This is a genomic window from Flavobacterium sp. Leaf82 (genome assembly GCF_001422725.1).
In the GTDB taxonomy this organism is placed as follows: Bacteria; Bacteroidota; Bacteroidia; order Flavobacteriales; family Flavobacteriaceae; genus Flavobacterium.
The window spans coordinates 79,951-92,048 of record NZ_LMMA01000006.1 but is presented as its reverse complement, the minus strand read 5'-3'; the positions used below and the strand labels follow the sequence as shown (position 1 = coordinate 92,048).

At 32.7% G+C, this 12,098-nt stretch carries 11 protein-coding genes; 7 read left to right on the top strand and 4 right to left on the bottom strand.

What is annotated here, in order from left to right; genetic code table 11:
- Window positions 1–25: 25 nt before the first annotated feature.
- From gldM to ASF10_RS06465, 4 genes are all read left to right on the top strand, one after another.
- Window positions 26–1,567, top strand: coding sequence for a gliding motility protein GldM (gldM, locus tag ASF10_RS06480; protein ID WP_056246893.1), 1,542 nt, complete (start codon window positions 26–28; stop codon window positions 1,565–1,567).
- A 45-nt stretch (window positions 1,568–1,612) separates the two neighbouring features.
- A complete protein-coding gene (gene gldN, locus ASF10_RS06475) occupies window positions 1,613–2,602 on the top strand; it encodes a gliding motility protein GldN (protein ID WP_055094848.1) in 990 nt (329 codons plus the stop codon).
- Window positions 2,603–2,883: 281 nt separating this feature from the next.
- Window positions 2,884–3,873: a gliding motility protein GldN gene (gldN, locus tag ASF10_RS06470; protein WP_056246891.1), complete on the top strand. Its 990-nt coding sequence runs from the start codon at window positions 2,884–2,886 to the stop codon at window positions 3,871–3,873.
- Window positions 3,874–3,948: 75 nt separating this feature from the next.
- A complete protein-coding gene (locus ASF10_RS06465; RefSeq protein ID WP_056246889.1) occupies window positions 3,949–5,022 on the top strand; it encodes an NAD(P)/FAD-dependent oxidoreductase in 1,074 nt (357 codons plus the stop codon).
- On the opposite strand, the gene ASF10_RS06460 is transcribed toward ASF10_RS06465, so the two are convergent.
- Window positions 5,003–5,386 carry a DUF983 domain-containing protein gene (locus ASF10_RS06460; RefSeq protein ID WP_055094841.1) on the bottom strand — a complete coding sequence of 128 codons (384 nt, stop codon included), beginning with the start codon at window positions 5,384–5,386 and terminating at the stop codon, window positions 5,003–5,005. The genes ASF10_RS06465 and ASF10_RS06460 overlap by 20 nt on opposite strands.
- A gap of 75 nt (window positions 5,387–5,461) precedes the next feature.
- Here ASF10_RS06460 and abc-f point away from each other — a divergent pair, with 75 nt between their 5' ends.
- Entirely contained in the window at window positions 5,462–7,375 is a 1,914-nt protein-coding gene (gene abc-f / locus ASF10_RS06455) for a ribosomal protection-like ABC-F family protein (RefSeq protein ID WP_056246887.1), read from the top strand.
- Between the two features lie 320 nt (window positions 7,376–7,695).
- Here the strand turns inward: abc-f and ASF10_RS06450 are convergent, their stop codons facing one another.
- Window positions 7,696–8,655, bottom strand: a complete 960-nt coding sequence (locus tag ASF10_RS06450) for an App1 family protein (RefSeq protein ID WP_056246885.1) — start codon at window positions 8,653–8,655, stop codon at window positions 7,696–7,698.
- Between the two features lie 66 nt (window positions 8,656–8,721).
- Here ASF10_RS06450 and ASF10_RS06445 point away from each other — a divergent pair, with 66 nt between their 5' ends.
- Complete coding sequence (locus ASF10_RS06445) at window positions 8,722–9,594, top strand: diacylglycerol/lipid kinase family protein (RefSeq protein WP_056247130.1); 873 nt, start codon at window positions 8,722–8,724, stop codon at window positions 9,592–9,594.
- Window positions 9,595–9,757: 163 nt separating this feature from the next.
- Here the strand turns inward: ASF10_RS06445 and ASF10_RS06440 are convergent, their stop codons facing one another.
- Together ASF10_RS06440 and ASF10_RS06435 are read right to left on the bottom strand one after the other, a co-directional pair.
- Window positions 9,758–10,903 (bottom strand): peptidogalycan biosysnthesis protein, encoded by a 1,146-nt coding sequence (locus ASF10_RS06440; RefSeq protein WP_056246884.1) that lies wholly within the window; start codon window positions 10,901–10,903, stop codon window positions 9,758–9,760.
- Between the two features lie 118 nt (window positions 10,904–11,021).
- Window positions 11,022–11,510: a DUF1761 domain-containing protein gene (locus ASF10_RS06435; RefSeq protein WP_056246882.1), complete on the bottom strand. Its 489-nt coding sequence runs from the start codon at window positions 11,508–11,510 to the stop codon at window positions 11,022–11,024.
- Between the two features lie 244 nt (window positions 11,511–11,754).
- Here ASF10_RS06435 and ASF10_RS06430 point away from each other — a divergent pair, with 244 nt between their 5' ends.
- Window positions 11,755–12,060, top strand: coding sequence for a hypothetical protein (locus ASF10_RS06430; RefSeq protein WP_056246880.1), 306 nt, complete (start codon window positions 11,755–11,757; stop codon window positions 12,058–12,060).
- Window positions 12,061–12,098 lie beyond the last annotated feature (38 nt).

The following is a 12,098-nucleotide window of genomic DNA, read 5'->3' as shown; positions in this document are numbered from 1 at the left end:
ATTAATAAAGAACTAATTAGAAAAAATGGCAGGAGGAAAATTAACCCCTAGACAGAAGATGATTAACCTGATGTATCTGGTTTTCATCGCAATGTTAGCAATGAACGTATCAAAAGAAGTAATATCTGCTTTTGGTTTGATGAATGAAAAATTTGAAAGTGCAAATACAAGTTCATCTGAAACAAACGCAAGTTTATTAACATCTTTAGATCAAAAAGCTGCTGAAGCAAAAGGAGAATTCGCAATTGCTGCAGTAACTGCTCATAAAGTTGAAACAATTTCAAAAGAATTTTACGATTATATTGGTACTTTAAAAACTCAGTCTATCAAAGGATTTGAAGTTGAAAAAGAAACTGGTAAACTTCCTTACGAAGCTATGGACAGAGGTGATAACATCGATGACTGGTTTACAGGAGACGGTTACACTAAAAAAGGTAACGAAATTATCGCTAAAATTGAAAAATACAAATCAGATATTAAAGCTGCTTTAGGTACAGACAAAAAATATGCTGGTATTATTTCTGAAGTTGAGAAAAAATTTGATGTTTCTGACGTAAAAAACAAAGAAGGTATAAAAGAAAAATACTTAGCTTATCACTTTAAAGGTTTTCCTGCAATTGCATCAGCTGCTAAACTTTCAGCTTGGCAAAATGACGTTAAGAAAACTGAGGCAGACGTTTATAATAGTGCTTTAGGAAAAGCGGCTGTTGCTGCTGCTTCTTACAGCAACTATCAAGCGATTGTTGTTTTAGATAAAAATGCTTATTTCCAAGGAGAAAAAGTAACTGGTAAAGTTGTTTTAGGTCGTTATGACGAAAACACAAAACCAACTTCATTTCAAGGACCTGGACAAATCGTTAACGGACAAGCTGTTATCTCTTTGACTGCAGGTGGTGTAGGTGAGCAAAATATTAATGGACAATTTACTTTCTTAGAAGATGGTAAAAACATTCCATTGAAATTTAAAGGAACTTATGTTGTAGTACCAAGACCAAACTCAGCTACAATTTCTGCTGATAAGATGAATGTTGTTTATAGAGGAGTTGTTAACCCAATCTCTGTATCATTCGCTGGTGTTGATGCAAACAAAATTAATGCAAGTGCTCCTGGATTATCTTCTGCCGGAAAACCTGGTAAATATAACATGAGCCCTGGACAAGGTACTGAAGCTACAATTTCTGTAACTGGAACACTACCAAACGGTGATAAAGTTACAGACAAGAAAACATTCAGAATTAAAGGTATTCCTGGACCAACAGGAACAATTAGAGGAGAAATGGGTGTTGTTAAAGGACCTAAATCTAACTTAGAAATTGCTACTATTGGTGCTAAATTACTTGATTTCGATTTCGAAGTTGGTTTAGATGTTGTTGGATTTAATATGAAAATTGCTGGACAACCTACTGTAGTTGTTTCTGGTAACAGATTGAATGCACAATGTAAAACAGTTCTTTCAAGAGCTGGAAAAGGAGACCAGGTTACTATTTCTGAAATTAAAACTAAACTTGTTGGAGCTGGTAGTTATTTATTACCAAGAACTGCTCCGGTAATTTACGAAATACAATAAAATTAGTAGTGCAAACTACATTCAATATCTTATAATGATACCACGATGAAAGTAAGAAATTTTTTAATAGCCGTTGTTTCTATCGCTGGAGGTTTTTCTTCTTATGCGCAATCGAATTTGCTAAATGCAAAAACACCTGATCAGATAGGACTTAAGACTCCTGCGCAACTTATTTCTGATAATGATAAGCCTTTGGCATATGGTTATGTAGATGATAGAGATATCTTGATGGGAAAAACTACTTGGGAAATTATTGATTTAAATGAAAAAATCAACTTTCCAATGTATTTTCCGGTAGATACAGCTAATATTGGTTCTGACAGACGTTCTCTTTACGACGTTTTGACGAAAGCTGTTAAAAACGGCAAAATAACTGAAGTGTATAGCGACAGTTATTTCAATACTAAAAAATCTTTGAAAGATATTCAAGGTGCGTTATCTCGTATTGATACAACAGATGCTGGTAGAGAGTTAATCAACCAATATCCTGACGACTATAAATCACGTGTTGTGAAGAAAAAAGTTGTTACCGGTACTGGTAAAAAGAAAGTTGTTTCTTATGTTGAGGAAACAGTTGGTCCAACAAGATCTGTGCCTGCTGAATATATCCTTAAACAAGATTTAACTGCGGCTGATGTTACACAATATAAAATAAAAGGATACTGGTATTTTGACAAACGTCAAAGTGAATTGAAATATCGTTTACTTGGAATTTGTCCTGTAACTCCGGATGTTTACACAATGAATAGTGACGAGAAAGATTATATTGAGTTATTTTGGGTTTTCTTCCCAAATGCGAGAGAAGCTTTGCATGAAGCAAAAGCTTTTAACGACAGTAACTCAGCTCTTCCAATTTCATTCGATCAGATCTTAAATTCAAGACGTTTTAATGCAGTTGTTTACAAAGAAGAAAACTTGTACGGAGATCGTGAGATCAAAGATTACATGAAAGACAACGCACAAAATCAGTTATTAGAATCTGAAAGAGTAAAAGAGAAGATTCGTAACTTCGAGCAAGATATGTGGAACTACTAAGTATCTAAATTAAATTATACTAAAAACTCTTACTACAATGTAGTAAGAGTTTTTTTTTGGCCAAAACTGAAAATCATTGCTTTTAGTAAAATAGTTTAATACAAAGTCTCAATTGATACATTTGTAAGTGTAAATAAGTGTAATTAATTCACTTTGAATAAGTTCTGATTATGTTGGGATAAGCAGCATTTTATCTCTTAATTTTCAATTTTGCAAAATTGTAAGAAAAATAATAAATTAATACATAAAATTTCCTTAGCTTTGTTGCAAAAAGTGTCATCATGAAGGGGAAAAATTTTTTAATGGTTATTGCTTTGATTGTTGGGGCTTTTAGCTCTAATGCACAATCGAACTTGCTAAATGCAAAAACAGCTGGTCAGATAGGGCTTAAAACTCCTGCACAGCTTATCTCAGATAATGATAAGCCTTTGGCTTATGGTTATGTAGATGATAGGGATGTCCTTATGGGGAAAACTACCTGGGAAATTATTGATTTGAACGAAAAAATCAATTTCCCTTTATATTTTCCAGTGGATACAGCTAATATTGGGTCAGACAGACGTTCGCTTTACGACGTTTTGACAAAAGGTATTAGAAACGGTAAAATTACTGAAGTATATAGCGACAGTTATTTTAATACTAAAAAATCTTTAAAAGACATTCAGGGAGCCTTATCCCGTGTTGATACAACAGATGCTGGTAGAGAATTGATCAATCAATATCCGGATGACTACAAAACACGAGTTGTAAAGAAAAAAGTAGTTACCGGGACTGGAAAAAAGAAGGTTGTTACGTATGTTGACGAAACTGTTGGACCAACCAGGTCAATACCGGCAGAGTACATCCTGAAACAAGATTTAACTGCAGCTGATGTTACTCAATATAAAATAAAAGGATATTGGTATTTTGACAAACGTCAAAGTGATTTGAAATACCGCTTATTGGGTATTTGTCCTGTAACTCCTGACGTTTATACAATGAATAGCGACGAGAAGGATTATATTGAATTGTTTTGGGTTTTCTTTCCAAATGCGCGTGAAGTATTGCATGAAGGAAAAGCATTTAACGATAAGAACTCTGCAATTCCTATTTCATTTGATCAGATTTTAAATTCGAGACATTTTAATGCTATTATTTATAAAGAGGAAAATATGTACGGAGATCGTGAGATCAAAGATTACATGAAAGACAATGCACAAAGTCAATTGTTAGAATCTGAAAGAGTAAAAGAAAAGATTCGAAACTTCGAAGAAGATATGTGGAACTACTAAGTGTCTAAATTACATTATAACAAAAACTCTTGCTACCTTTGTAATAAGAGTTTTTTTATACATTACCTTTTTTATATGTTAGATTATTTAATCGTTGGATCCGGATTGGCTGGAATTTCTTTTGCAGAAGTTGCTATTAAAAACAATAAAACTTTTTTAGTAATTGATAATGAATCTCAAAATTCATCAAGAGTTGCGGGAGGTTTATACAATCCTGTTATTCTGAAACGCTTTAGCGAAGTTTGGAATGCACAGGAACAATTGATTTTAATGAATGAGTTTTACAAACAGATTGAAGAAAAATTGCAAACGAGATTCAATTTTCAAATGCCAATTTTAAGAAAGTTTTTCTCTATCGAAGAACAGAATAATTGGTTTGCCGCTTCAGACAAAAAAAACCTGGCTCCATTTTTATCTACGAAACTAATCACAAAAAAATACAACAGTATTGATTCTCCTTACGATTATGGAGAAGTTTTATCAACAGGATATGTAAATACAGCATTATTGTTAGATACTTATAAAGAGTATTTGCAAAAGAATAATTTATTGTTAGAAGAGTTTTTTGATAGTATTTATGTTGAGTTTTTCGATTACGGAATACAATATAAAAATATTCAGGCACGTCATATTATTTTTGCCGAAGGTTTTGGGATGCACCGAAATCCTTTTTTTAATTATTTACCATTAGATGGTACAAAAGGTGAATTGTTTATAATAAAAGCACCTGATTTAAATCTGGATGTTATTGTAAATACAAGCGTATTTATATTACCAATGGGAAATGATTTATTTAAAGTTGGCGCTACATACAACTGGCAGGATAAAACCGATTTGCCTACTGAAGAAGGAAAACAGGAATTAATAGACCGAATAAAAGAAATTATTACCTGCGATTTTGAAATTGTAAAGCACTTTGGCGGCGTTCGTCCAACGGTTAAAGACAGAAGACCTTTAATTGGTACGCATCACGAACGCAAATCGATTCACATTCTTAATGGTTTAGGAACACGTGGCGTAATGCTAGGACCTGCGATGGCACAAGCTTTATTTGATAAAATTGAAAATGAAATCCCTCTGGATCGTGAAATTGATATTCAGCGATTTCATAAAAGATATTTAAAAACTCTTATTTCTGACCGGCCTTAGGATCATACGATACAAACATATTAATATATAAGTTTCTTGAAAGTCTCAAAACAAAAGGAAATAATACAATTAGGGAAATAACAATTGCGATAAAAGATTCTTCAATTGTGGTTTTAAAAAAGACAAATGATACAATAAAAGCTGCAATTCCTACAGCTACATTTAGACCGTAACTCACGTACATTGCTCCATAAAAAAACGAAGGTTCGATTTGATATTTTAATCCGCAATGACTGCAATTGTCGTTCATTTTTAGAACTTTAGTCAAATGAAGCGGGTTTTTGTCTGAATACATACTTTCTTTTTGGCATTTTGGACAACTTCCTGTTAAAATACTATTTAGTTTCGATCCTTTTTTTAACATTTGCAAAAAATTAAATTACCCCATTAAATTGGGAGTGTAAATTTACACAATCAATTAGTTATAAAATAACATTACATGCTTAATATACACAATTTATCGGTTTCTTTTGGTGGTACTTATTTATTCGAAGAGGTAACTTTTCGTTTAGGTGCCGGAGACCGGGTTGGACTTGTCGGGAAAAACGGTGCTGGAAAATCTACAATGCTTAAAATGCTTGCAAGAGATTTTGCTCCTGATTCCGGAGTTATATCTCAAGAAAAAGATATCCGAATGGGGTTTTTACGCCAGGATATTGATTTTGAACGCGGAAGAACGGTATTAGAAGAAGCTTATGAAGCTTTTACTGAGATTAAAGTTGTAGAGAAAAAATTAGAAGAAATCAATCATCAATTAGTTACCAGAACTGATTATGAAAGTGAAGAATACAGCCAGATTATTGAAGACTTATCTGATTATACACATCGTTTTGACCTTTTAGGAGGTTACAATTATGTAGGTGATACTGAGAAAATTCTTTTAGGATTAGGTTTCAAAAGAGAAGTTTTTAACAATCAAACCGAAACATTTTCAGGAGGTTGGAGAATGCGTATCGAGTTAGCAAAACTATTATTACAATCAAATGATGTATTGCTTCTGGATGAGCCTACGAATCACCTGGATATCGAGAGTATTATTTGGTTAGAAAGTTTCCTGCGCAGTTATCCCGGAGTTGTTGTAATTGTTTCGCACGATAAAATGTTCCTTGATAATGTTACGAATCGTACGATCGAAATTTCATTAGGAAAAGCGTATGATTTCAACAAGCCTTATTCTCAATATTTAGAATTGCGTCATGAAATTCGTGAAAAGCAATTGGCGACGCAAAAGAATCAAGCGAAGAAAATTGAAGAAACAGAAAAACTAATCGAGAAATTCCGTGCAAAAGCTTCAAAAGCTTCGATGGCGCAATCTTTGATTAAAAAATTAGATAAAGTAGAACGTATTGAGGTTGACGAAGACGACAATTCAGTTATGAATATTTCTTTTCCAGTTTCAAAAGAACCGGGAAGAGTAGTAGTTGAAGCCGAAAATGTTACTAAATCATACGGTGATAAAACCATTCTAAAAGACATTAGTTTATTAGTAGAACGCGGAAGTAAAATTGCTTTTGTGGGACAAAATGGTCAGGGGAAATCGACTTTTATCAAAGCAATTGTTGATGAATTCGAATATGAAGGAAGCATCAAACTGGGACACAATGTACAATTAGGTTATTTTGCACAAAATCAGGCAGAATATCTTGATGGCGAAATTACACTTCTTCAAACTATGGAAGATGCCGCAATGGATACGAACCGATCTAAAGTTCGTGATATGTTGGGATCATTTTTATTCCGCGGAGACGATGTAGAGAAAAAAGTAAAAGTACTTTCAGGAGGTGAACGTAACCGTTTGGCACTTTGTAAATTACTATTGCAGCCAATCAATGTTTTGTTGATGGATGAGCCTACGAATCACTTAGATATTAAATCTAAAAACGTTCTAAAAGCTGCACTTCAAAAATTTGGAGGAACTTTATTATTGGTTTCTCACGATAGGGATTTCTTGCAAGGAATGTCGAATATTGTTTACGAATTCAAAGATCAACAGATCAAAGAATATTTGGGAGACATCAATTATTTCTTAGAACAACGCAATCTTGAGAATATGCGTGAAGTCGAGAAAAAAGATGTTGCTAAAGCTGCTGCTCCAAAAGAAAGCAACAAAACGTCATACGAAGATCAGAAAAAAGGTAAGGCACTACAAAATAAATTAAGCAAAGTTGAAAGTCAGATCAAACAATTAGAAAGAGATATTCAGCACGACGATAAGTTGCTGGCTTCTAATTATGATAAACATATCGAGGATGCTTCTTTTTTTACAGCTTATAACAAAAAGAAAAGTGATTTAGACCAATTGCTTCTTGACTGGGAAATTGTTCAGGAAGAGATTGATAATTTTACTGCTTAGTATAGTTTTTAGTTTCAGTCACAGTTTACATAAACCATTGTCAAAGTTTTAAATTTTGACAATGGTTTTTTTTTGTTTCAGGTTTCAAGTTTACATAAGGTTTGTCATCTCGACCGAAGGGAGAGGTCACAGTAGAAATGCCACATGCAAAATCGCTAATCTTTATGGAGTTTCATGTGTGATCTCTCCCTTCGGTCGAGATGACAAAGAGATAGTGATTTACTAACCTTATTCGCTGTTAATCAAATCTTGTAGGTGATAAAAAAATCCGCAAAAACCAGTTAAAATCCGCATCATCCGTGTGCCAACATACACAAACCTTAAATAATCCCAATACTTTTAGAATGCATAATCGCTTCGCTGCTATTTTTGTAATAACAAACTGAAACTTCCAACGCTTCTAAGTTTTTCATGATTTTTTTAGTGGCTTCTTTTTGGTGTTTACCGGTTTGCCTGATGTAGACAGCTTTTACGGTAACAGGAAATATTTTGCAGATTCGCTCGTATAAAACTGGATCGTGTTGCGAATCATCTCCTAATAAAACATATTTAAGATTTGGATAAAATTCTAAAACGTGTTTTATTTTATCAAATTTGTGATCGTGATTTCCGCGTCCGCTCATGAAGAAATCTGTGATACCTCTTTTTATATCTTTCAATAAAATTACAGCTCTTGGCAGGTTGTGTATTTTAGTAAACTTTACAATAAACCGATACAAATTCCACTCACTGCTTGAAACGTAAAAAAAAGCATTTTCTTCTTCCTTATTGTTTCTTCCTGCAGAGCTTAAGGCTTGATAATGAGGTACGACATCTGTGAAAACTTTGCGGTCATTTACATTTTTAAACAGCAGAATGTAGATTTTTTTGAAGAAATTCTGAGTATGCGAAATCAAAAAAGTGTCATCAATATCAGATATAATTCCTAGTTTTCCTTTATGAGGTCTTATAAAACTGCCTTTTTCGGTTATGGTTTCATTTTCATATCTAATACTTACTTCGTATTCCATCCATCCAAAATTAGTTTCTGTTTCAAGAGGAATACAGAACTTAAAATATCCATCATCGAGTGTTTTAGTGTGAATTTCCTGATTGCCGCATTTTAAATAAATATCAAAATTCTCGAGCGTTTTTATTCTGAACTGATTAATAATGGAACGTGCATTTTTTAAATTTTTCTTCTGAAAATCATAGTCATACGTTCTTTTAAAAACATGCCCCATTACAATTAATTCCTGTTCATTGGCATAACCTCGATATAATTGTAAAATTGGTTTCATTAATTGCGTATATTTATAGATGGATGCTGTAAATTAATTATTTTAATTGACTTTAAAAATAAAATTTTGAAAAAGAATATCATATTTGTTGTAAACCCCATTTCCGGAGACCTTGATAAAACGAGTTTAATCGAAGCTGTTCAGGAGTTTGCAACCACAAATAATTTTGATCTGGAAGTTTATGAAACTACAGGAAAAAGTGATCAAAAAGAAATACAATCACTATATAATCAATATCAGCCGGAACGAATTATTGTTGCGGGCGGAGACGGAACCATAAAAATGGTTGCCGAAGCAATGGAAAATTTTGATGTCATTATTGGCATTTTGCCTGCTGGTTCAGCAAATGGTTTATCTGTAGATCTCAATTTGCCTACAACTATCGAAGAAAACCTCAAAATAGCTTTTTTGAGCCGTTATATCGAAATGGATATGATTTGTATCAACGGCAAAAAAAGCATTCATTTAAGCGATATTGGTCTCAATGCTGATCTGGTTAAGAATTATGAAGAAAGTAATTTAAGAGGATTTTGGGGTTATGCTTTGCAAGCCTACAATACACTGGTAGATTCTAATGATCCTTTTGTAGCTACAATTTCTACAAATAAGGGCACTACAGTCGAACATACGGCAAGAATGATCGTAATTGCTAATTCTCAGAAATACGGAACTGGTGTAACCATCAACCCGAATGGTTCAATGAATGATGGTAAATTTGAATTGGTGATCTTAAAAAGTCTCGATTTATTATTGCTGGGAAAAATCATTACAGGAAATATGCCTATAGATTCAGACGATATTGTAATTATATCGACAGACAAAGCTACTATAAAAACAAATTATCCGGTTAATTTTCAAATTGATGGAGAATATTGCGGTGCCCAAACTTCGTTAGAAATTCATATTTTACATAAACAGATGAAAATTGCGATTCCGTAGTTTTGTGGTTTAATTTAATATGTCGCCCCGATGGGGCTGGAAATCCCAAACATATTGTTTTCTATAAATATTACACTCCTAACGGAGTTATTTATTGCATATTTATGGAAGAAGACAAATAAATAAAGCCCTGGAAGGGCTTAATATTTATAGAGATATTGATTTATTTAAAAGGATTTCGTTCCTGCCAATCTGTTTTAGGTTCGAGATAATTAAATAATTTGGCAATGTTATGATTAATAAGAGCGTTACTGTGCGTTATTAATCCGTACATTTTTAGAGGTTTTGCACCTACTGAACTTTTAATTTCAAGCGCAGTTCGGGCAAAAACAATGTCAGAGAAACCCTGATTGATAGAATACGCAATCATATCGTATAACATGTTTAGATACAGCATTTTTTCACGTTGAATGGTTTCATCATATCCCAAAAAGTAAGTATCCATGACAGTACCGTTTTTAATCAATGTATTGAAACCTATTAGCTTTTCGTCTAAGAAATAGCCATAAAATAAGAAATCATCTTTCATTATTTCTTTAAAAAAGCTAAAGTGATTTCGGGCTAAGAAAAAAGTATTGAAAGGAGCATTTTTAGCCACATGAAAATACAAATCATAAATAACATCTTCATACTTTTTAATATCTGCTAGAGACATTTTTTGTTTCCGAATTCCGTCTGCTTTTTTTCTTGCCCGTTTATATTGATCTCTGTATTTTTTTGATAAAGCATCAATGTAATCTTGTTCTGATTGCCAATTTTTATTGATTTCAAAAATCATATTGGGTTGGGTCGAAAACGTATAATTGTTTTTGAATTCAGCTTGAAGCGGTTCTATTTCTGTTGCCGTAAAATCTTTTATACTCGTAATATGAACTTTTTTTCCGGCTGCTTTCAAGTCTTTCTTGAGCTGATTAATTGCTTTATGAAGTGTTTTAAAAGCTTTAGTCTGCTTAATATTCTTATCAAAAGCAAACGCATTTTGTCCGGTAAGCATATTGTTGCCGACGAATAATACATGCGAAGCAAAATTTTTGAAAGCAAAATTACGCACAGAAGTTTTTAAACACTGATCGCGTTCTCCAAAAGATTCCAGTTTTTCTGCAAATAAAAATTGAGTTATGACAATCCCAACAAGTTTCTCTTCGTTAAAAATTCCAATAAAATGACAAATCATATTTACCGGACAAGAGTTTTCGAGTACCTCGAGATATTCTCTGGTCAAAAAAATATTATCTACAGCCAGCGAATTCCATTCTAAAGGCAATAATGACGTGCTGTTGTAAATCTGGAAAGAATAAGTTGTATTCAAAAGTAAGAGCTAATTTTTTCAAAATTAGGTATTATTTATAATAACTCACTTGCTTTAAGTTATTATTAAGAAAAACCCGTTTGAGATTGTGTGTCAAACGGGTTTCTGTTTTTTATAATTATGCATATGCACAAATAATTCCGCCCATAAGCGTTAAGGTTAAAATCCAATATCCGGCATTTATAAAAATATATTTCCATGATCTTCTTTCAAACAAGCCATTAATCGCCAACATTGGAAAAGCGAAAAATAAACCTGATATAAAACCATGAAGTGCGCCGTGTTTAAAAGTGCGGTAAGCGGTTCCGTAATCTGCCATAAAAGCGGCAAATGATGGTTTTGCAGTTTCTATTAATGGTGGTCCGCCAACCATGCCAACTGCGCCGGACTGATGAATTGTTAATGCCGAAATAACCATCGTCATCATTAAGGAAAAGATATAAGTTAACCCGAAAATTTTAATCATATTTCCGTTCTTAAGCGACTCTTCGGTTAATCCGGATTCTCGCATCCAGATCGTTCCAAAAACTTTAGGATTGTACCAGATAAAACCGGTAACAAGAGTAATTAATGCTGAAGCAAAAAAGGGTAAGAAATTCATTTGCATGTGATTAGGTTTTAGATTAGTTGATCAAATTTAAGAAAAATATATAAAGATTTACTTTATTTTAAAACAGTAATTCATCATGGTTTTTTGAGGTCTGAAATTTAAATATGGGCAGAAAAAAAAGATTATATAATTTAAGCTGTATTTTCTAGTGATTTACTTTTTTTTCATAACTTTAATTCTTCAATTTGCATAATATTCAAATTTAAAAAATAAATAGTCTAACCTTTTTAATAATAAAATTATGGTAGTACAATATCAAGGTGAACAACACGGAAAAGCTACAGTATTTACAATAAGAATTATAGGAAACAATTTGTCTAAAAGCAGCTCTAATTATCAAATAGATTTGTTGCAAGGCGATAAACAGTTGCCAATATTTACAACATCAATTCATCAGAGTTTATCAAATTGTTTAAAAGAGATTTATCTTTTTAGAAAGCATAACGGAATAAAATTCAATGCTTCTTCAGAGAAAGTAGCGCCACTTTTGGTTCCTTATGATTTGGTATTATTCAATTATAATAAAGGCGCTTTATTTGTTGCTTAAGCCAAATTTACGCTTCTTAAATATTAAAAAAGACTTTC